Source organism: Thermocrispum agreste DSM 44070 (assembly GCF_000427905.1).
GTDB lineage: Bacteria > Actinomycetota > Actinomycetes > Mycobacteriales > Pseudonocardiaceae > Thermocrispum > Thermocrispum agreste.
In genome coordinates, this window is the sequence record NZ_ATYX01000007.1 from 167,982 (window position 1) to 189,214 (window position 21,233).

17 protein-coding genes are annotated in these 21,233 nt (G+C 69.7%); 3 read left to right on the forward strand and 14 right to left on the reverse strand.

Translation table 11 applies throughout. The features are described 5' to 3' along the window. Positions 1-209: 209 nt before the first annotated feature. Entirely contained in the window at positions 210-854 is a 645-nt protein-coding gene (locus YWY_RS0105045; RefSeq protein ID WP_169725212.1) for a bifunctional DNA primase/polymerase, read from the reverse strand. 401 nt (positions 855-1,255) lie between these two features. Between YWY_RS0105045 and YWY_RS20390 the strand changes: the two genes are divergently transcribed. From YWY_RS20390 to YWY_RS20400, 3 genes are all read left to right on the forward strand, one after another. Further along, positions 1,256-3,136, forward strand: a complete 1,881-nt coding sequence (locus tag YWY_RS20390; RefSeq protein ID WP_051309768.1) for an AfsR/SARP family transcriptional regulator — start codon at positions 1,256-1,258, stop codon at positions 3,134-3,136. A 781-nt stretch (positions 3,137-3,917) separates the two neighbouring features. Next, positions 3,918-4,628, forward strand: coding sequence for a TetR/AcrR family transcriptional regulator (locus tag YWY_RS20395; protein WP_084608968.1), 711 nt, complete (start codon positions 3,918-3,920; stop codon positions 4,626-4,628). A gap of 699 nt (positions 4,629-5,327) precedes the next feature. Continuing rightward, positions 5,328-6,467 (forward strand): alpha/beta hydrolase, encoded by a 1,140-nt coding sequence (locus tag YWY_RS20400; RefSeq protein WP_169725213.1) that lies wholly within the window; start codon positions 5,328-5,330, stop codon positions 6,465-6,467. Between the two features lie 462 nt (positions 6,468-6,929). Here YWY_RS20400 and YWY_RS0105065 read toward each other — a convergent pair whose 3' ends face one another. From YWY_RS0105065 to YWY_RS0105125, 13 genes are all read right to left on the reverse strand, one after another. Then, positions 6,930-8,165 carry an NAD(P)/FAD-dependent oxidoreductase gene (locus tag YWY_RS0105065; RefSeq protein ID WP_028846713.1) on the reverse strand — a complete coding sequence of 412 codons (1,236 nt, stop codon included), beginning with the start codon at positions 8,163-8,165 and terminating at the stop codon, positions 6,930-6,932. Positions 8,166-8,183: 18 nt separating this feature from the next. Further along, complete coding sequence (locus tag YWY_RS0105070; RefSeq protein WP_028846714.1) at positions 8,184-8,393, reverse strand: ferredoxin; 210 nt, start codon at positions 8,391-8,393, stop codon at positions 8,184-8,186. Positions 8,394-8,513: 120 nt separating this feature from the next. Next, on the reverse strand, positions 8,514-9,830 hold the full coding sequence (locus YWY_RS0105075; protein ID WP_028846715.1) for a phytoene desaturase family protein: 1,317 nt from the start codon (positions 9,828-9,830) through the stop codon (positions 8,514-8,516). A 19-nt stretch (positions 9,831-9,849) separates the two neighbouring features. Then, positions 9,850-11,010, reverse strand: a complete 1,161-nt coding sequence (locus tag YWY_RS0105080) for an acyl-CoA dehydrogenase family protein (protein ID WP_028846716.1) — start codon at positions 11,008-11,010, stop codon at positions 9,850-9,852. A 2-nt stretch (positions 11,011-11,012) separates the two neighbouring features. Beyond that, complete coding sequence (locus YWY_RS0105085; protein WP_028846717.1) at positions 11,013-12,206, reverse strand: enoyl-CoA hydratase-related protein; 1,194 nt, start codon at positions 12,204-12,206, stop codon at positions 11,013-11,015. A gap of 77 nt (positions 12,207-12,283) precedes the next feature. Continuing rightward, positions 12,284-13,471 (reverse strand): acetyl-CoA acetyltransferase, encoded by a 1,188-nt coding sequence (locus YWY_RS0105090; protein ID WP_028846718.1) that lies wholly within the window; start codon positions 13,469-13,471, stop codon positions 12,284-12,286. After that, the gene (locus YWY_RS0105095; RefSeq protein WP_028846719.1) at positions 13,468-14,868 is read right to left on the reverse strand and encodes an OB-fold domain-containing protein; all 1,401 of its coding nucleotides are present in this window, start codon (positions 14,866-14,868) and stop codon (positions 13,468-13,470) included. The genes YWY_RS0105090 and YWY_RS0105095 overlap by 4 nt, the downstream gene beginning before the upstream one ends. Then, positions 14,865-16,076 carry an acetyl-CoA C-acetyltransferase gene (locus tag YWY_RS0105100; protein ID WP_028846720.1) on the reverse strand — a complete coding sequence of 404 codons (1,212 nt, stop codon included), beginning with the start codon at positions 16,074-16,076 and terminating at the stop codon, positions 14,865-14,867. The genes YWY_RS0105095 and YWY_RS0105100 overlap by 4 nt, the downstream gene beginning before the upstream one ends. Continuing rightward, positions 16,073-17,347 carry an acetyl-CoA hydrolase/transferase family protein gene (locus YWY_RS0105105; RefSeq protein WP_028846721.1) on the reverse strand — a complete coding sequence of 425 codons (1,275 nt, stop codon included), beginning with the start codon at positions 17,345-17,347 and terminating at the stop codon, positions 16,073-16,075. The genes YWY_RS0105100 and YWY_RS0105105 overlap by 4 nt, the downstream gene beginning before the upstream one ends. Positions 17,348-17,351: 4 nt before the next feature. After that, on the reverse strand, positions 17,352-17,606 hold the full coding sequence (locus tag YWY_RS0105110) for a hypothetical protein (RefSeq protein WP_051309778.1): 255 nt from the start codon (positions 17,604-17,606) through the stop codon (positions 17,352-17,354). An 11-nt stretch (positions 17,607-17,617) separates the two neighbouring features. Then, a complete protein-coding gene (locus tag YWY_RS23965) occupies positions 17,618-18,106 on the reverse strand; it encodes an aromatic-ring-hydroxylating dioxygenase subunit beta (protein WP_028846723.1) in 489 nt (162 codons plus the stop codon). Next, positions 18,103-19,392, reverse strand: a complete 1,290-nt coding sequence (locus YWY_RS0105120) for an aromatic ring-hydroxylating oxygenase subunit alpha (RefSeq protein WP_245566560.1) — start codon at positions 19,390-19,392, stop codon at positions 18,103-18,105. The genes YWY_RS23965 and YWY_RS0105120 overlap by 4 nt, the downstream gene beginning before the upstream one ends. Positions 19,393-19,410: 18 nt before the next feature. Continuing rightward, positions 19,411-21,114, reverse strand: a complete 1,704-nt coding sequence (locus YWY_RS0105125; protein WP_028846725.1) for a class I adenylate-forming enzyme family protein — start codon at positions 21,112-21,114, stop codon at positions 19,411-19,413. Positions 21,115-21,233 lie beyond the last annotated feature (119 nt).

Genomic DNA, 21,233 nt, shown 5'->3' on the forward strand with positions numbered 1-21,233 from the left:
GCCAACCAGGCACCGCGAACAGAGCACCCCAGACACCTTCCACCCGAAAAGTCCCCTGCCCCGGGCCGCAGGCATCGTTCAGGCGCGCCCCAACCTCCGGCACACGGTCCGGGTCCAGCACGGTGAATCCCGTCTGTGCGCATCGCGATCCTCTGCCTTCGAAGGCGCCACCGCCCGGTGGCGCCTTTTGTCGTGCCGCCCGCCCCGATTCAGCGGCGCCCGGCGGTTCGCCGCGCCTGCACCGTGGCCACCGCGGCCAGGAACGCATCGGCCGCCATCGGCCGCCACCCGGACCGCGCCGGGTGGCACCACCAGCTCACCCGCGCACCGTTGCCGACCAGCGTCGGCGGCGCCGGGATCCACGAACCCGCGGCAAGAGGCCGGATTGCCGGCGGAGCGGTCGAGCGCAGTCGCCGCGCGCCACCCGGTTCGAGCAAGAAATGCGCCGCGCCGCTGTCGGGCCGGAACACGACCGGACCGCCGGCCTTCTGGAACGCCCGGGTGAACAACAGACCGGCCGCCACGGCACCGGCCACCGACACCACGTCGAAGGCGGGACCCACGACCAGCAACACCGACGGTTCCCACTCCTCGTCGACCCCCCACCACTTCGCCACCTGGTGGGGATCGGCGGAGGCGAACGTGCGCGGCACGACCGGACGCAGTCGATGGGCGATCGCGCCGGACCCGCCGACGACGAACCGGCGCCCGTTCCACGCCGCACCGGGCAACACCGGCCATCCCCTGCGCGCGTACTGCAACGCAGCCTCCGCCACGGGCTCGTCCGCCCGCGACAGCAGGACCGTGGCGGCGGCCGCACCGTCGCCACCCACGAACGACGGCTGGCCCGTCACCGGCGATGAGCTTGCCCGGTGGGTGGAATCACGCGAACCCGGCACATCGGCGGCCGCCGTCCGGTGCCGCCATGGCAGTGGCAGCCACAGGTGCAACCGTCACCTTGCCTCCCACATCGAACGCGGTCACTTCTCGTTCGCAGCGTGGGTGAAGCCGATCTTCATCGCGCACGTTCGCGATATCCGGCCTGTGCCACGTTCGCGATCTCCGGCCTGTGCCACGTTCGCGATGTCCGGCCTGTGCGCAGCGACGAGCCTGCGATCGGCCGCGCATCGATGCGCTGTCGCCCCAACCTCGACCGGTACCGCCAGGTCCCAGGGGTCGACGACGGCGCACGGCACGTCCGGTCCGGTGCCGGCAAGCGAGCGCCGAACACCGACTTCCGGCTGAAGGAGATGCCATGGAGTTCCGAGTCCTCGGCCCGATGGAGGTCCTCTGCGACGGCCGCCCCGTTCCCGTCGGCGGAGCACGGCAACGGGCGGTGCTGGCCGCCATGCTGGCCGACGCCAACCGGGTCGTCTCGGTGGATCGGCTCATCACCGCCGTCTGGGCGGAACACCCACCGCCGACCGCACGGCACCAGATCCGCACCTCGGTCTCCGGCTTGCGCAAGGTGTTCGCCCGCGTCGATGCCGATCGGGAGATCATCGCGACCAAGCCGCCGGGTTACGCGCTGCTGATCGAGCCCGGCGAGCTGGATGCCCAGGACTTCCTGGCCAAGGCGGCCGCGGCCCGCGCCGCCGCCGCGGAAGGCGACCTGGCCGGGGCGGCGGGCACGGCACGCTCGGCACTCGCGCTGTGGCGCGGACCCGCGTGGGACGGCATCCCCGGCGAAGTCGTGCGTGCGGAGGCGACCCGGCTGGAGGAACAGCGGCTCGGGCTGCTGGAGGCCTGCCTGGACTGGGAGCTGGCCCTCGGCCGTCACCACGAAGTGGTCGGCGAACTGATGACGCTGGCTTCCGATCACCCGTTGCGGGAACGGTTCCACTACCTGCTGATGCTGGCGTTGTATCGCGGTGGCAGGCAGGCGCAGGCGCTGGAGGCCTATCAGCGGGCACGGGCGGTGTTCCAGGACGAGCTCGGTCTCGACCCGAGCGAGGAGCTGCAGCAGCTGCAGCAGGCGATCCCCGCGCACGATCCGGGTTTGACGGCCGGCCCGGCACCGGCCCGGGCCGTCGCGACTGCCCGTGAACGCGGCCCCGTCAAGCGGCCACCCGGTCACATCCCGGTGCAACTGCCGCGTGACATCGACGACTTCACCGGACGGGGCGACGAGCTGAAGCGCATCGAGGCGATCATGGGCGCCGAGAACTCCGCCGGCCGAGGCGTCCCGGTCGTGACCCTCACCGGCGCGGGCGGCGTGGGCAAGTCCGCGCTGGCCGTCCGGGCTGCCCACCGTCTCGCCGATCGCTTTCCGGACGGACTGCTGTATGCGGACCTGCACGGCACCGGCAACCACCCGGTGCGACCCGCCGAGCTGCTGGCCCGCTTCCTGCGCGCGCTGGGCGTGCCCGGATCGGCCGTCCCGGGGTCGCTCGACGAGCGAGCGGAGCTGTATCGCAACCACCTGGCAGGCACGCGCCGGCTCGTCGTGCTCGACGCCGCCGCTGACGAGGCCCAGGTCCGGCCGTTGCTCCCCGGCGGCCCGGGGTGTGCCGTGCTGATCACCAGCCGGTCGCGGTTGACCGCGCTCGCCGGTTCCGAGGTGATCGCGCTGGACGTGCTCGGCACCGCAGACGCCGTCGAGTTCCTGGCCGCGGTCAGTGGCCGCCATGACGACGTGGCACGCGAACCCGAGACCGCAGCAAGGATCGTGGAGCTGTGCGACGGCCTACCCCTTGCCCTCCGGATCGTCGGGGCGAAGCTGGCCGCGCGGCCGCACTGGCCGCTGTCCCGGATGGCCCATCGGCTGCACGACGAGCAGCGCCGGCTCGACGAACTCACGCACGGCGACCTGAGCGTGCGGCACACCATCGACCTGTCCTACCGCGCACTCGATCCGCGAGCGCAGACGCTGCTGCGGCGGCTGGCCTTGCTGGACGTACCCGACTTCCCGTCCTGGGCGGCCGCGGCGGTACTGGAAACCGGCGACACCGAAGCCGAGGATCTGCTCGACCTGCTCACCGACGCGCAACTGGTGCAGGCCACCGGACGGGATCGAGCCGGGCACGTCCGTTTCCGGTTCCCCGGCCTGGTGCGGCTCCATGCCCGGGAGCGGGCCTACGTGGACGAGCCTGCCGAGCGCGCCGCCACCGTCGAACGTGCGGCGGCTGGTTGCTGAGGCCGTCCCGGTGCACCCATGGCGGTGACGACGGCACCGATCAGCCCCGTGTCGGGCAGGCCGCGGTCACCGGCGCACCGTCGAGGCGTCACGGCCGGGACGGCGCGCCGACATCGTGGACCCCGGATGTCCCGTCATGCGACTCGGGGCGGACAGTGCATGCCGTTCGCGGCCTGCCCCGCCGGAACGCCGTCCTCACATCGGCTGCTGCGCACCGACGCTGACGACCGGCAGCACGCACGCCCACAGCAGCCCTGACGGCGGGACATGCTTCCCAGCCGGCAGCCCGTGGTGTGCGGAAAATGAACGACAACCATTGTCTTCGCCCGGCACGTCAATACTCGAAACGAACCTTCTTCTGCCACCGCAAGCGGACACGCCACCGGACCACAATTCAGCAAATTTCGGTACGAACGCCCTGGCAAACGATCGTGTTCAGTCCTCGAGTCAACCCGGGAAAACGATCGCGTTCACTCCTCGATTCGCCGCTGGCAATCGACGATCGCCCGGCCGTCCGCGCAATTCCGAAGCGGGGCCGCCCCGGCATCCCCGCGTCACCCGAGACGGCCGCCGGACAGTGCGTCGACACGACACTGACCGCACGTACGGTTAAAGAGGCGGAGATCAATGTCTTTCTAATATCACTTAAGGACGACCCGTGTCATTTCCCGAGCGCGCACGACATTACGAATCAGCATGTCGATCACCGCGCCCGGCCGGCCGGGGCACGCTCTCCGGCACGGCACGACGAGGCCGCACGACCACCCGGTAAGATCGATTCGTGCCTAGAAAATCAGCGAGCCGTGAGCCCGAGGAGGTGTCCGGGCCGAAGTCCGCGCGAACGCGCCAGCGGATCCTGGACGCGGCCGCTCACGTGCTCAGCCGCAAAGGCTTCGCAGGCACCCGACTCACCGACGTCGCCGAGGTCGCCCAGCTGCAAGCACCGGCCATCTACTACTACTTCCCGTCCCGGGAAGACCTCATCGAGGAAGTCATGTGGTCGGGGATCGCGAGCATGGCCGACCACGTCCAGCAGCAGCTCGACGCGCTGCCACCGGACACCCCGGCGATCGACCGGATCGAGGTCGCCGTGGAGTCCCACCTGCGCTATCAGTTGGAGATCTCCGACTACACCACCGCGTCCATCCGGAACGCCGGGCAGGTGCCGGAGAACATCCGCGCCCGGTTCAGCACCGAAGCCAACCGGTACGGCGACATCTGGCGCCGCTTGTTCCAGCAAGCGCAAAGAGAAGGTGCCATCCGGCCGGAGCTCGATCTGCGCGCCGCACGCATGCTGGTGCTCGGGGCGCTCAACTGGGCTGCCGAGTGGTGGAACCCCCGCCGGGGCACGCTCGACCAGGTGATTCGCACCGCCAAATCCATCGTTCGCGCGGGCCTGAGCGCCCCTGCCGAAGCAGACGCCGACACGCCCGCGCCTCCGACGCCCCGGGCTCGCAGCCGGGCCAAGAAGTCCGCAGGGGCCGTCGGCTAGCGTCGGCGCACCCGGCTTCTTCGCGGCACAGCGACCACGACATCACAGCGACCACGACATCGCACTCCGGCCTGCCCGCCAGGGGCGCAGCGCCGTGCGACGCCGGGCCGGCGACCGTGCGAGTGCCGTTGGACGGTGACCCGAACGGCCGCCATCCGGCACGGCTTCACTCGCACCCGCAGACCACTCGGTGTGCACCGAGCCCGGAAGCAGGAGCACCCGACGGCAACCTCGGCAGCCATGAACGGCCACCACCCTCGCTGCGGCTGACCGGAAGTACGGCCGGCCCCTCCGGCCATCCCAGCTCACGTGCTTGCCGCCGGGGCGCGGGCAGGCACCAAGAGGCGTCCCACCACCAGGCGAGACGCTGGAATTTAATTTAGTCTATATTCTACGATGCGTCCACGGCGCGGGGCTGTCCCACGGCGAGCCCATCCCGCGCTGGCGGGCGAAGCTCGCGCCGGAACCGCCACTGCGCATCCCCGGGAGGGCTGGGCTCGCGTATTTCGTCACATTCCGCTCCAACCGAGGAAGCCCATGAGAAAAATAGCTCGAGGCGCCGGCATCCTTGCCGCCGTCGCCGCATTGTTCAGCGCCTTGCTGGCAATTCCGGCCGAAGCTTCGAACGAAACGACCACGTGCCGAGCCGTCGAGGTTCCCTTCACCGTCGCGGGCCAAACCGGCCCCATCGCCGGTACGTTGTGCACACCGCCGGGAGCGAACGTCGTTCAAGTCCTGGTACACGGGTGGACATACGACCAGCACTACTTCGACTGGCCGGTCAAGCCGGAAACGTACTCGTACGCCCGCAGGGCCAATGCGGCAGGCTACGCCACTTTGGCCATCGACCGCCTCGGGGCGGGAGCGTCGCTGCGTCCGCCCAGCCTGTTCACCACGTTCAACAACAATGCGGAGGCATTGCACGCGGTCGTCACCGCGCTCCGTGACGGGTCACTCGGTCAGCGCTTCGACAAGGTGGTGACCGTCGGCCACAGTCTCGGCTCACTGACCGTCGCGCAGGAGGCCGGCCAGTTCAAGGACGTCGACGCCGTCATCACCACCGGCTTCGTGCACACCATCAACTACACCAACGTCATCGCCCGCGTGCTCGGCCGAGACCACCCCGCGATGGGTGACCCCAAGTTCGCCGCGGTGATCAAGGATCCGCTGTACATGACCAGCATCCCGGGGACCCGGGCGTCCTTCTACCACGTGCCGAACACCGATCCCGCGGTGATCGAGGCCGACGAACGGCTCAAGGGTGCCGCCAGCCTGGTCGACTTCGCCACCGGAGCCGGATTCAACGTGGTGAACGTCGATCGGGACCTCGACATCCCGGTCTTGGTCGTCACCGGGGACAAGGACTACTTCTTCTGTGGCCTGGCGTCCATCGACTGCAGCTCCGCACGGGAGCTGATCGAGCACGAACGCCAGTGGTACGGCCCGAATGCCACCATCGAGGCGTACATGCCACCGAACACCGGGCACAACACCGCGTTGGAGAAGACGGCGCCGCAATCGGCCAAGGTGATGATCGACTTCGTGGAACGGCACGTCGGTCATGGCACCGGCGTTCCCGGAACGGCGCCCGGCAAGCGTCCCGCCATACCGAGTCCACCGCCCACCACACCGTCGCCGGCCGCAGCGGTCGTAGCCAAGGCTTTCGAGACGGCAGTGCTTCCGGTGGCGAACGCCTACGTCCAGGCGGTCGAGCACGTGCCAGGGCTGGGCGACACGTCCAACCCGGTACCGGGCGTCGACAAGCTGCTGGCCACGGTGGCCAACACCGCGCACCGGTTCCTCGGCACCTTGCCCGCTGAACTCGTCGGCGCGCCGTAGGCCGCGCACGGCACTCGGCGACCCGGGGCCCGGGTCGCCGGGTTCCCCCTCCCCTTGCGCACTCTGTGGCGCCGGTGGCCGATCCGCCGCCGGCGCCACGGGGTGCACCTTGACGAATCAGGCCCGCCCATCGCCATGACAGATTTCGCCCTTGGGCCGACGATGACGGTCGGCTGCAGGCACAAAGGATGGGCAAGACACCTGCAACCGGCGCACGGCGGCCGTACCAGCAGCGTCCGGCAGCCGGTAACCGTGAACGCGGCACCGTGGACCGGATTCTGGGCACATATCCCCTCTTGCCAGCCGCAGCCCCTGAGACTTGCTTCGCGGAACTGCCACCGCGCCCGGTGGCGTAGTGGCACCGACGAGCTGCGAGTCAGCGGCGCGCCTCACGAGCGACACCATGTGCATCGAGACGGCGACATCTGGCGGTCGTTGCGTGGCCGACGGTGCCGATGCCACTCACGCAGGAGCTGCGGCTACCCGGCGTCGTTCGGCGAACGCCAGTGCATCCGCCCAACTCGCGCCCTTCATGATGAGGCCGCGGTACTTCATGATGACGTTCTGACCGTTGATCGCGAGCGCTCCCGCCAGCCGGTCACCTTCCCGGTACAACGCAACGACGCGCCGGTCACGCGCTGGATCACCGGTCACGATCCGGACCTCGTCGGCCGCCGGAACGCCGACGAACTGAATACGACTGTCGTACCAGTCCGACCAGAAGTAGGGCACGGTCCGATAGGCAGTCGCTCGGGCAGGATTCACCGCGTTGCGCGCGGCCACGGCCGCTTGCTCGGCCGCGCTGGTCCAATGCTCCAGGCGCATCGTGCGGTCGAACAGCGGGTTGTGCCAGCGGGCGACGTCGCCGGCCGCGTACACGCCATCCGCTCCCGCCCGCAGGTACTTGTCACAGACCACGCCGTCGTCGATGCGCAGGCCGGAACCCTCCAGCCACGCGGTGGCAGGTGCCGCGCCGACGCCGACCACGACCAGGTCCGCCGCCACGACCGTGCCGTCCGACAACACGACACGCTCGGTCCGGCCGTCACCTTCGATCCGGTCGACCCCGACCCCGCAGCGCAGGTCGGTCCCGTGACGCCGGTGCAGCTCGCCGCACACCGCCCCCATCTCCGCACCGACCGCCCTGGTCAGCGGCGTGGGCGCGGCCTCGACCACGGTGACCGGCAGTCCGCGCTTGCGCGCGGCGGAAGCCACTTCCGAGCCGATGAATCCCGCGCCGACCACGACGGTCCTGGCTCCGGCATCGAGTGCCTTCCGCACGGCGACGGCGTCGTCGAGCGTGCGGAGGGTGTGCACTCCGGCCAGCCCCTCCGTGCCGCGCAACGTCCTGGCCGTAGCACCCGTCGCGATCACCAGGGCGTCGTAGTCGAGCACCTCGTCACCGAGGTGGACCTGCTTGTTCGCGACGTCGAGGCCGGTCGCCGCCTTCCCCAGCCGCAGGTCCACCTGCAGGTGCTCGCGCAGATGCCGCTCCGACCGGAACACCGGCGGCTCCGGCGCCTGGCCACCCGGACGGGTGTCCAGGTAGGCCTTCGACAGCGGCGGCCGATCGTACGGCAGGTGCGGCTCCTCCCCCACCAGCGTGATCCGGCCGGTGAAGCCGGCCTTGCGGGCCGCCTCGACCGCGCGCAGGCCCGCCAGCGAGGCGCCGACCACGAGCAAGCTCCGCGGTGACATGTCCACCACCCCGGTCGGTCAGGCCGAGCCGGGCTCGGCCTGATGCAGCCGCAGCGCTTCCGTCGGACACCCCTCCACCGCCGCCTCGACGTCGGCCAGCTGCCCTTCCGGCACCGTGTCGGTCTTGAGCACCAGATCGCCGTTGTCGTCGATCTCGAACACGTCCGGGGCCAGCGATTCGCAGATACCGAGCCCGGTGCACTTGGTTCGGTCCACGGAGATCTTCATGTTCTCTCTCCCGATGACTTGCTTGACGTGACGAGGCGTGACTGAGCTGCACGCCCGGAATGAGGTGAGACGCGGCGAGGCCGGAGGGCACACGCCGGAAGCTTGCGGAATCCGCGTGGCTCAGGCTCGAGCACCGACCGGGTATCGCTGCGTGATCTGGCCGACCACGAGCTTCGCCGTTTCTGCACAGGCGGTCGTGCCGCCGTTGGCGTACTCCTTCACGCCGTCACCGACGTTCCACAAGTTCGGTATGGGGGTGGTGTTCGGCAGGTCGAAGCCGGCGACCGCACGCTGCGGCGGCCAGTCGTCCTTCGTCACCGCCCAGGACAGAATCCGTGCCCGGTCGAAACCGGGGATCTGATCCCGCAGATCGGCCAGCAAAAGTTCCTTCTCCGCCTGCTCGTCGAACGGTCCCACCGACGGTTTCGGCACCGACGTGCCGACGTAGAGGTTCCAGCCTTCCGGGGCCATCTCGGGGCAGGTGTCGGTGAAGTTCGCGACGTAGCACAGCCGGCGCGTCTTGGCGAAACCGAGCATGCCGGGGACGTCGACCAGGCGTTCCCGGCTGGCGAAGTTCACCGTGATCATCGCGCACGGACGATCGCCGCGCCGGACCTGCTGCACGTAGTCGGCGGGCAGGTTCTCCTCCCCCACCAGCCGCACGGTGGCGGCGGGCCCGGCGTCGCTCACGGCGACGCGAGTGGTGACCTCGACTTGCCGCCCGTTGCGATCGACGACGGCCCCGGTGACCTTGCCGTCGGCCACGGTCAGCGCGCGAACCTCGGACGACAGCCAGATCTCGCCGCCTTTGGCGGTGATCACCTCGGCCAGCGAACGCCAGATGCCGATGGTCCCTTCCGGGCAGAAGCCGAACTTCTTGAAGGCGCTCTTGCGCGTGAAGTAGGTCAGGAACACCCGCGCGGGCAGTTCCTCCGATCCCACCGCGAACACCGAGCCGCACATGTTCCGGAAGAGACCGTGCACGTTCTCGTTCTTGGTGAACTTCGCCAGCCAGTCCGCCGTGGACAGCTGGTGTTCCGGGAGGCCGTCGTCACTGCGCGCCGCCCCGATGCCCTTCAGCAGCTTGGCGCCCTGCCGGGTGAGCTTGGTCAGCAGCAGTCCCCAGCCACCGCCGGTGACGTCGATGTCCTTGCCGCCGATGCGGTAGAGGATGGGCGGTTTCGGGCAGCGGACGTCGAATCTCGCGCCGACCTCCTCGAACGTCTGCTGGGTGATCCCGCCGACCTCGATCACGATCGCGCCGTTGTTGACCTTGAAGCCGTCGATGTCGCGGGTGGATGCGCGCCCGCCGAGATACCCGAGGCGTTCGACCACGAGTGTGCGGTAACCGAGGTGGGTCAGCCGGGCCGCCGTGAACAAGCCGCCTGCCCCGGCTCCCACCACGAGTGCGTCGTATGCGTTGTCCGTGCTGGTCATCGGCTCGCCTTTCCGCTCGTCAGTAGGAGTCCGGAAGCCCGAGACTGTGCTGGGCGACGTAGTTGAGCACCATTTCCCTGCTGACCGGCGCGGTCCGCATCAGGCGGACCACGAACCACAGGTCGGCCAGCCCGTACTCGCGCGACAGCCCGTTGCCGCCGTGCGTCTGAATCGCCTGGTCCAGCGCCTTCAGGCCGGCCTCGGCGGCGACGAACTTCGCGACGTTGGCCGCCTCGGCGGCGTCTGCACCGGCGTCGTACAGCTCGGCGGCGCGCATCATGACCAGTCGCGCCGTCTCGACCGCGATGTACGACTCGGCCAGTGGGTGCGCGACCCCTTGATGCGCCCCGATCGGCGTGGACCACACCGTGCGGTGGCGGGCGTACTCGCTGGCTTTGGCCACCGCATACCGTCCGACACCGGTACACAGCGCGGCGGCAAGGATCCGTTCCGGGTTCAGCCCGGCGAAGACCTGCCGCAGCCCGGATCCCGCCTGGCCGATCAAGCTGTCCGGCGCCAGGCGCACCTCGTCGAAGAACACGGTGAACTGACGGTCCGGGGAGGTCAGCGCCGTGTCGATGCGCTGCAGCGTCAGGCCGGGGGCGTCGAGCGGAACGACGAAGAGCGACAGCGCCTTGCGGGTGTCGGTGGCGAGGTCTCCGTCCCGCGCGACCAGCAGCAGGGCATCGCATTCGTCGGCGGCCGAGATGTAGTACTTGCCGCCGGAGACGACCCATCCCGCACCGTCCTTGCGTGCGGTGGTCGCCACGTTGTGGCTGTTGGACCCGGCATCGGGCTCGGTCAGCGCGAACGCCATCTTCCGGGTTCCGTCGGCGATCCCCGGCAACCATGCCGCCTTCATCTCCGGTGAACCGTGAGCGGCCAGGATCGACCCGCAGATCGCGGGCGAGATGACCGGGATGAGCAGCGGCATCCCGTGCGCGGCCAGCTCCTCGACGACGATGGCGAACTCGGTCAGTCCCGCACCCCCGCCGCCGTATTCCTCCGGCAGGTGCACGCCGAGCAGTCCGGCCTGGCCCAGCTCGCTCCACAGCTCGTCGATGTGCTCACCACGGCGAGACCGCTCGGCGTAGTACTCGTGGCCGTACTTGGCCGCGATCTTGGCGGCACTCTCCCGCAGCAAGCGGCGGTCGTCGTTGTCGATGACGAGGCCCGTCATGGTCACCGTCCCCTGAATGTCGGCGTGGATCTGGTACGGAAGGCGGCCACGCCCTCCTGCGCGTCGGCGGTCGCCGCGGTACGCGTGATCGCCTCGGTTTCGGCCGCAAGCTGCTCGGGCAAGGTCGCCGACCACGAACCGGACAACAGCCTGCGCATCTCGGCGTAGGCGGCGGTGGGGCCATCGGCCAGCCGCCGCGCCGCCGCTCGCGCCCGGTCCTCGAGTTCGTCCTCGGCGACGACATGGGTCACCAGCCCCCAGTCGGCGGCTTGCCGGGCGTCGAGCACGCGCTGCTCGAAGTACATCTGCGCGGCGCGCCGGACGCCGATCAGCCGGGGCAGGAACCACGAACTGCCGCCGTCACCGGACAACCCGAGGGCGCCGAACCCGGTGGCGAACTTGGTGCCTTCGGCGGCGAACGCGAGGTCGGCGATGCACACCAGGCCGAGACCACCACCGGCGACCGCCCCGTGCGCTGCGGTGACGATGGGCGCGCGGATCTGGCTGAGGATGCGCAGCGCCTCGTGGTACGGCGTGATCATCCGACGCAACGCCGACGGCAGATCGTCCGGCGCGCAGGCACCGATCTCCTCCAGATCTCCACCCACGGTGAACGCGGGCCCGGCGCCGCTGATGAGCACAGCCCGGACGTCCTGGTCCGCCGCGCACCGCACGGCGGCTTCGTACAGTTCGTCGGCGACCTGCTGGTTCAACGCGTTGCGCACCGCAGCACGATCGATCCTGAACTCACCGAGACCGTCGTCGACGGTGAACCGCACCGTCTCCGATGCGGGGCGGTCCAACACCTCCCGCCACCGCGCACTGTCGGTGAGCTGGACGAGCTCGCGGATGCGGCCGTCGGCGAACGACAGCAAATGCACGAACTCGGCGTCCAGCGCGGCCACACCGTCCCGGGTGCGCCCGCGGTACCGGCCACGAACCAGGAGCCGTCCGTCGTCCAGGCTGCCGAACTCGACGGGCTCGGCGCGCGCGACGAAGCTGGCCCCGATCCGCCCCCAGAACTCGCGACGCATGGCGTCCGGCCCCTGGTAGTGCCCGCCCAGGCCGAGCGGCAGCCCTTCCGTGGTGCGACCGACGAAGCCGGGATGCAGCAGTGCGTCCAGCTCGTCGCGGTCACCCGTCGCCAGCGCCCGGTACAGGCGCTTGGCCAGCTGTTCGGCCGCCGCCCTGTCCACGGTCCTCACCTCCCGGGTTCTAATCTAACGTAAATAAAAATCGATGGCCAGGGTGGTACCCGCACCCGCTCACACGGTCAGCCGAGCTGCCGCCCCACCACCGACACGAACGACACGCAACTGCCGGGCCGGCCGCCGAGGTTGTGCGTCAGCGCCAGCCGAGGCTCGGCGACCTGCCGTCGTCCCGCCTGTCCGCGGAACTGCAGCCAGCACTCGTACAGCATCCGCAGGCCGCTCGCGCCGACCGGATGGCCGAACGACTTCAGCCCTCCGTCCGTGTTCACCGGCAGCCGGCCGCCGAGCTCGAACGCCCCGTCGAGGACGTCCCGCCACGCCCGGCCCCGGTCGGAGAACCCCAGGTCCTCCATCAGCACCACCTCGGTCGGCGTGAAGCAGTCATGCACCTCGGCCAGCGAGAGCTCGTTGCGCGGGTCGGAGATTCCGGCTTGCCGGTAGGCGTCCTGGGCGCTGCGCACGACTTCGGGGAAGGTCGTGTAGTCGTAGTCCGGATCAGCAGCACCGCGCGCCGGCCCGGCGACCAGGGACAGCCCTTTCACGTACATCGGCTGATCGGTGTAGTCCGGCGCTTCCTCGGCACGCACGATCAGCGCGGCCGCCGCCCCGTCGGACACCCCGGAACAGTCGAACACACCCAAGCGGCCGGCGACCTTCGGCGCGGCCTCGATCTTCTCCTTGGTGACCGGAGACCGGAACTGCGCCTTGGGATTCAACGCGCCGTTGTGGTGGTTCTTCCACGCCACGTGAGTCATCGCGGACCGCATGTCGCCCGGGTCGACTCCGTAGCGGGCGCAGTACGCCGGGTCCAGCATGGAGAAGGCGGCGGGCGCGGTCAGGCTCAGCTCCGCGGCGGTGCCGTCCCCCGGCGGGTCCGACCGCAGCAGTCCCGAGTAGCCGGAGTCTTTCAGCTTCTCCACGCCGACGGCCACCACACGGTCGTAGGCGCCCGAGGCCACCGCGTAGCACGCGTTACGGAACGCCTCCGAGCCGGTCGCGCAGTAGTTCTCCACCCTGGTCACCGGCTTGTAGTCGAGCGCCAGGGCCTTGCTCAGGAGCAGCCCGGACTGACCGGACGCGAGTGTGCCGAGCCAGTACGCCTCGACGTCGTCACGCGTGACCGAAGTGGTGGCGAAAAGCTCTTCAAGGGCATCCAGCAGCAGATCTTCCGCAGAACGAGACCAGTGTTCGCCGAACCGGGTACAGCCCATGGCCACCACGGCCACCCTGTCCCGAATGCCTCTGCTCACGCCGCACCTCCCCCGGCGCCGGCGGATCCACCCGGTGGTTCGAGCACCCGCGCCTTCCAGAAGTAGTTGTGCACGCCGCCTGCGGTGAACAAACGGCGGAAGGACAAGCCGACCCGTGTTCCCACGGCCAGGTCACCCGGCCGGGCGTCGGCGACTTCGAGCGGGTAGCGTCCGCCGCCGTCGAAATCGACGATCGCCTCGATCAACGGTGGCGACGGCGAGTACGCCAGCCGATCCACGGTGTACGTCGCGACGGTGCCGGTGGCCCCGGCCAGCGAGCGCCGTTGCATCTCGTCCACCGCACCGCACTCCTTGCACACCCGCACCGGCGGCAGGTGCGTGAACCCGCACCGCGAGCACACACTGCCGGTGAACGCGAACTTCCAATCCACCGCACGTGCGCTCGGCGGCCCCGCCGGCCTGCCGGGTTCCGGTCGGCGTGGTGGTTCTCGTTCTAGCCAGCCGCGCCAGCCGAGATAGGTGGCGTAGGGAACGACGACGCCGTCGTCGAGCTGTTCGGCTACTGTGCGGCGCTGCCGCCCGGCAGGCAGATGATCGGTGGCGCGCAGGGCGAGCGCGTCACATCCGTCGACGGCCGACAACACCAGGATCGTCTCGCCCGGCTCGGCCCGATCCAGCACCGCAGCCAGGCCGAGCCCGAAGTCCGCCGCCCCGGAATGGCCGATCGGCGTCGTCGACGCCGTGGCGAACGCCCGCATGGCTTGCTTGCGAACCCCTGAATTCGGCGACACCACGACGACGTGATCGGCGCTGTCCAGGCCCGCTGCCGCGAGCGTCGCTTCGGCGGCGTGCCGCACCAACGGCAGATACGTTTCCGCCCCGAACCGCTCCTCCCACTGATCACTCGCCTGCCTGCCGGGCAGTCGCCACCGGTCCAGGATCTCGACCGACCACGACCGTTCCGCGAGCACGTCGGCGATCGGGGCGGCGGAATCCCCGAAGAGCAGGGCGACCGCCCCGTCGCCACCGAAACGTTCGTCCGACGAGCCGGGTCGCCCGGTCCGGACGTCCGCCAGCACGGCCAAGCCGCCGTCCGCCCTCGCCGCTCGCCACGCCGCGAAAGCGGACCGCGCCGAGCCGATGACGTCCGCGGCGAACGTCTCCTGGGGAAGCGCCAGCGCCGCATGGATGGCTGCCGCGTTGGTCTTGTCCAGGTACGCGGGTGACGTGGTGGCGAAATAGATCGCCCGCGGCGTGGCCTGGTGCGTGCACAACAGGCGCGCAGCCGCCTCGACCGCCATGGTCGTGCTGTCTTCGTCGTACGATGCCGCCACCCGCTCGCCTTCGGCAGGGCCGGTCCCGAGCGTGGCCGCGATCTCCGGCAACCGGACACGCGGCCGGGGCAGGTAGGTGGCATACGCGACGAGCCCGGTCACGAGGCGACCCCCTCGAACAGCGCCGCCATCCCCTGGCCACCGCCGATGCACATCGTCTCCAGCGCCAGACGCCCGCCGCGACGCCGGAGTTCGTGCAGCATGGTCGCCAGAATGCGCGCCCCGGTCGCACCGATCGGATGGCCGAGCGAGATGCCCGAGCCGTTGACGTTGAGCCGGTCGTCGATCTCCTCGGGCTTGACTCCCCAGCCCTTGAGCACCCCGAGAACCTGCCCGGCGAACGCCTCGTTGAGCTCGATCAGGTCCAGATCGTCGAACGAGACCCCGGTGCGCTCGAACAGTTTGGCCACCGCAGGCACCGGACCGAGCCCCATCGTGGCCGGCTCGCAGCCCACGGCGGTCCATGCGCGCAGGAATCCGAGCGGTTCCAGGTTCAGCTCGTCGAGCACGTCCTCCGCGACGACCAGGCAGGCCGCGGCGGCGTCGTTCTGCTGGCTGGCGTTGCCCGCCGTGACCGTGCCGCCCGGGATGATCGGGCGCAGCGTGGCGAGGGTTTCCGGCGTCGTGTCCGGCCGGATGCCCTCGTCCTGCGCGCACGTCACCGGCTCGCCGGTGCGCTGCGGCACCTCGACGGGGACGACTTCCTCGGCGAACTTCCCCGCCCGCCATGCCGCGGCGGCCCGCTGATGGCTGCGGGCGGCGAAGGCATCCGCCTCCTCCCGGGTGATGCCGAAGCGGCCTGCCACGTTCTCGGCGGTCTCGATCATCCCGCTGATCGGCCCGAACCGCCATTCCGGCTGGGATCGTTCCCTGCCCCGGTCGAGCCGGTCGTAGAACGTCACGTTGCCCGACCGCCTGCCCCATCGCAGGTCCGTCGTGTAGTGCTCGATGTTGCTCATGCTCTCCACGCCGCCCGCGACGACCACGTCGGCGTTGCCGGTCTGCACCATCATCGCGGCGGTGACCACCGCCTGCAGGCCGCCGCCGCACCGGCGATCCGTCTGCAACCCCGGCACCTCGATCGGCAATCCCGCGTGCAACGCGACCCACCTGCCGATGCACGGCGCTTCGGAGTTGGCGTAGGACTGCGCGAGCACCACGTCGTCCACCCGCGCCGGATCGAGGCCGGTGCGCCTGACGAGCTCCTTGACGACGACCGCGGCAAGGTCCTCCGCCGGGACCGGCCGCAACGTGCCGCCGAAAGCACCCACGGGTGTGCGCAGCGGGCTGACGATCGCCGCACGTCTCATACCAGCACTCCACTTCGCTCGACAGCTTCCTCCAGCGCCCGGCGGTGATCCGGATGCGCGATCGCCAGCATCCGTTCGTACCGCGAGCGCAACGGCTGACCACGCAGGTCGGCCACCCCGTACTCGGTCACCACCAGGCCGGCATCCGCGCGCGCCGTGCTCACCGGCCCGGACAGCGCGGGCACGATCCGGCTCGTGCTCCCCGCGGTGGACGGCAGCGCCACGATCGGCAACCCGCCCTTGGACCTGGCCGCACCGCGCAGGAAGTCCACCGCACCACCGACGGCTCCGACGTAGTCCCCGGCGACGAGTTCGGCGTTGATCTGCCCGGAAAGGTCGACCTCCACCGCCGAGTTGATGGCGACCAGACGGTCCTGCGCGGCCAGCACCGACAAGTCGTGGGTGTAACCGGTCTCGCGCAGCTGCACCGCGGGGTTGCGGTGCGCGAAGGAGAACAACCGCCGGGTGCCCATCAGCATCCCGCCCACCGACCGGCCCCGGTCCAGGCTCTTGCGCGCGTTGGTGATCACCCCGGCCTCCATCAGGTCGGCCACGGCGTCACTGATCAGTCCCGAGTGCACACCGAGATCGCGGCGGTCGGACAGCTGGGCCAGCACGGCATCGGGCAACGCCCCGATCCCGAACTGCAGGGTTGCGCCGTCGTCGATCAACGAGGCCACATTGGCCGCCACACGCTCGACGACCGGGTCGGCCGGCTTGGGTTTCGCCTCCGCAGGCGGCCGGGAGGTGGGCACCACGACGTCCACGTCCTCCGCGGTCAGCCAGCGTGAGCACTGCGTCTGCGGCACCTGATCGTTGATCTCCGCGATGACCACCCGGGCCGTGTCGATCGCCGCCGAGTAATAGTCGTCGCCGAGGCCGAGCGAGTAGCGTCCGTGCGCGTCGGGCGCCGACAGTTGCAGCAGCACCACGTCGGCACGCAACGGGCCGCGGGTCAGCAGGCCCGGCAGCATCGAGTAGTGCACCGGCGTCACGTCCATGGCGCCGGCCCGGACCATGTGCCGGTTGACTCCGCTGCCGCAGTAGGAGACGAAGGAGATCCGGTCGGCGACCTCCGGCTGCACCGTCCCGGTCACCGGGATGCCGACGAAACACCGGATCGGTCCGATGCGGTCGCGCTGCCGCAGCAACGCCGTCGTCAGGGTGACCGGCTCGGCGCAGGCCTGCCCCCAGACCACGGTGTCACCGGGACGGACGAACTCGGCGAAGTCGATCTCCTCCGGCTCGCGCACGATCGCCGGGCGCGTCATGCGCTCATGCTTCCTCTCGCCAGCGGTGCGCCGACGGATCCAGCAGCCGCCGCAAGTGCTCGTCCGGCAGCCAGGCGATCGTCTCCAGCTCCAGCGCGTCGAGGTAACGCACGTGCCCGGTCCGCAGGTCCTCCAGCTTCAACCGGGGCCCGTTGCCCTGGTGATCGACGCTGACCGCGACCTCGGCGAACTCGCTGCCCACGACCTCCGGCTCGGCCGGGCCGATCACCACGCCGCGGCCGTCCTGCTCGTCCGTCATCCGCCCTCCTCCTAGATCAGGAACGACAGCGTGGGCAGCGGCCGGTCCTTGTTCACCAAGCTGACCTTCTTGTAGGCCATGCGGATCTCACCGTCGACCACGCGCAGCTTGTAGGTCAGCCGCCCGGCCCAGAGCTCCATGCCACGGGCGCGGGACTCGACGAGCACGAAGTTCGCCCCCACCACCGTGTCCGATCCCTCGGTGGCGAGGATCTCGACGTTGGAGATCACCCGCCGGAGGTTGGACGGCGGGGACTGCGAGTAGCGTTTGCCGGTGCGCAGCTGCTTGAGCCGGGTCGCGATCCGGCTCCGGTTGTCGTAGATGACCGAGACCTGGCTCCGCGGATCCGCCGCGTCGTCACCGGCGGGCACCCAATAGATGGCGTCGTCGGTCCACAACGCCTCCCAGGCGTCGTAGTCGTGTTCGTCCGCGTACCGCGCCTCGCGGTACAGGAACTGCTCGATCTGCCGCAGGTCCAATGCCGTGCCTGCCGCGGTCACTTCCCGACCTCCATCAGCTTCCTGTAGTGCGCCCAGAAGCCGCGCATCCCGGTCTCGTCGGTGGCGTTCCCGACCCGCAGCCCGCGCTCGTCGAGCCGTTCCCGGTGCACGCCGCGCTTGATCTCGAACCACTCGGGCCGCAGCTGTTCGGCACCCAGCTGGTTCCGCTCGTACATCTCGGTGTCGTCGGCCAGCAGCATGCCCGCCGGTCCCACCGATCCGATCGACTGCGACACCATCCGCCGGTTCAGCTCGGGCGCGCCCTTGAGCTGCACGGCCGTGGCGTGCTGAACGCATTCGTCGACCGCCAGCGGCTGGATCATGAAGACCTGGATCTCCGCGATGAACAGGTTCGGGAAGATCATCACGTGCGGGGCGCCCTCGACGAGGATCTTCTCCGCTTCCTCGCCGTAGACCTCGCGCATCTTCGCGACGTAGTCCGGGACGCGGTCCTCGGTGGTGCCGAACCATCGCATCGGCTGTCCGTGCCGGCGGAACTCCGGGCGCAGGTCGTTCTCGCTGTGCCCGTTGCCCAGGTCGCGGGTCACCGCCACGGACTTCTCGCTGTACAGCGCGCCGATGGGGCTGCCGGTGACGCTGAAGATCGAGCCGTGCACGAACTGCGGGTGGTAGCCGTCGGTCTCGTTCTCCACCAGCAGCTTCCAGTTGGCCCTCGTCCGGTGCTTGAGCCATCCGGCGGTCAGTTCGACCTCGCCCTCGGGCGACAGCCGGCACAACCGGTCGATCTCCCCTGCGGCGTGACCGAGGTGTTCGCGCAGCGTAGGACCGTCGTCGGCCAGGCTGGCGAAGACGAAGCCCCGGTAGGAGTCCACTCGCGCAGCCCTGGCCATCCCCTGCTTGAGCTTCCCGCGACCGCCGTAGCCCTGGTGGTACGGGTAGCCGAGCAGTTCGCCGTCGTTGCGGAAGGTCCAACCGTGGTACGGGCAGCGGAACGAGTTCGAGTGGCCGCGCTCGTCCTCGCACACCAGATTGCCGCGATGCGGGCACCTGTTGAGCAGCACATGGACCCTGCCGTCACGGTCCCGTGTCATCACCACGTCCTGCGGCCCGATGCTCTTGCGCACGTAATCGCCGGGCTGCCGCACCTCGCTCTCGTGCCCCACGAACACCCACGTGCGGTACCAGATCCGCGCCAGTTCCTCGGCGAAGATCCGGGGATCGGTGTAGAGGCTGCCGTGCACCCGGTCCGGCTGGATCAGCGCCGCGTAGTCGGGGCGATCGGTGGCAGCCGGTGGCATCGCTGTCTGCGACACTGTGGCAGTCACGCTGCACACTCCTTCGCTTCAGTTGCTGGCGGCGGCCGCCAGCTGCTTCTTCGCCCACTCCACGAGCCGGAACTTCTGCACCTTGCCCGTCGGCGTGGTGGGCAGGTCGGAGGCTTCGAGGAACAGCACGTGCTTGGGCACCTTGAAGCGGGCCAGCTTCTGCTTGCACAGGGAGACGACCTCGTCGGCGGTGATGTCCTGGCCCGGCGCGCGCACGACGCACACGCACCCCACGTCACCCCAGCGCTCGTCCGGGATGCCGATCGCGTAGGCCTGGCTGATCGCCGGGTGCTTGCTCAACAGGTCCTCGATCTCCTTGGGCATCACCAGCTCGCCGCCGCTCTTGTAGAGCTCCTTGCTGCGCCCGGTGATCTCCAGGTAGCCGTCCTCCCGCACCCGCCCGAGGTCGCCGGAACGGATCCAGCCGTCCTGGATCGCCGCGGCCGTCTCCTCGGGTTTGTTCCAGAAGCCGAGCATGTTCGTCGGGCCCTTGGACGCCAGCTCGCCCTCGGTGTGCGGGGGAAGGTCCTCCCCGGTCATCGGATCGACCGTCTTGTACACGGTCAGCGCGTCCTGGCCGGGGACGCCCGCGCTACCGGCGAGCTTGGGCCTGCCGACCGTGGTGGCCGTGTAGACCAGGTCGTCCTCGGGCAGCGTGAGGGTCATGGCGCCGCCGCACTCGGTCATGCCGTAGCCGGTGACGATCTCGTCGACGCCGAGCTCGTCGCGCACCTGTTCCCACAACCACACCGGGGCGGGTGCCGCGCCCGACAGGATCGCCGACAGCGAGCTCAGATCGAATTCCTTGCGCCGCGGATGCTCCAGCAGCGCGACCGTCATCGTCGGCACGCACAGGATGTCGGTGGCCTTGTGCCGCTGGATTCCTTCGAAGTAGCGCACCGGGTCGAACGCCGTCTGCGGGATGATCGCACCGCCGACGAACATCGCGGCGAGCAGGCCCTCCACGTAGCCGAACATGTGGTAGCACGGCAGCGAGAACAGGATCCGGCGTCCGTCTTCGAAGGCACGCGTCAGCGCTGACGCGTAGGCCGTCCGCTGCACCGCGTCGTGCGTGACCTGGACGCCCTTGGGCGACCCGGTCGTTCCCGACGTGTAGAGGATGTCGCCGATGTCGTCCGGCTTCGCCGTGCCCGCGGCCGCACCGCGGTTGTCGTCGCCGAGCTCCGCCAGGCCGGCCACGCTGAGCACACCGTCCCGGCTCCGCCCGTCGGTGGACAGCAGCACCACCCGGCGCAGGTTGGGCAGCTCGGCGGGCTCGCCGTTCTCCCAGCCCGGCGCGATCTCGTCCAGCATCGCCAGGTAGTCGAGGTCGCCGAAGCCGGTCATCGTGATCAACACGGAGCACTCCGACTGACGGAGGACGTACCGCAGCTCGTCGGTGCGGTACAGGTAGTTGAACGGGATCGCCACCGCACCGGCCTTGGCGACGGCGAACTTCACCGGCACGAACTCCAGGTAGTTGGCCATGACGATGCCGACGTGGTCGCCGGGGCGGACGCCGATGGCCGCCAGCCCGTCGGCCAGCCGATCGGCCCACCGCATGGTCTCGGAGTAGGTGATCGTGCGCTCGTCGGTGATGACGAACGGCCGATCCGCGTACTTGCCGGCGCAGTAGTCCAGCCAGTCACCCAGGGTGCGCGGCACCCACTCGGAAAACTCTGCCCGGAGCCGAGAGCGTCGTTGCTCGATGTCGGTCGCCACCGCAGGCCTCCCTTCTTTAATCATAGTTAGATTAACTGATCGACATGGCGTACACAACCAGCTCGCGACACTGACGTGAACCCGGCCGACATGGCGGCGAAGATCGGACAAAAGGGAAC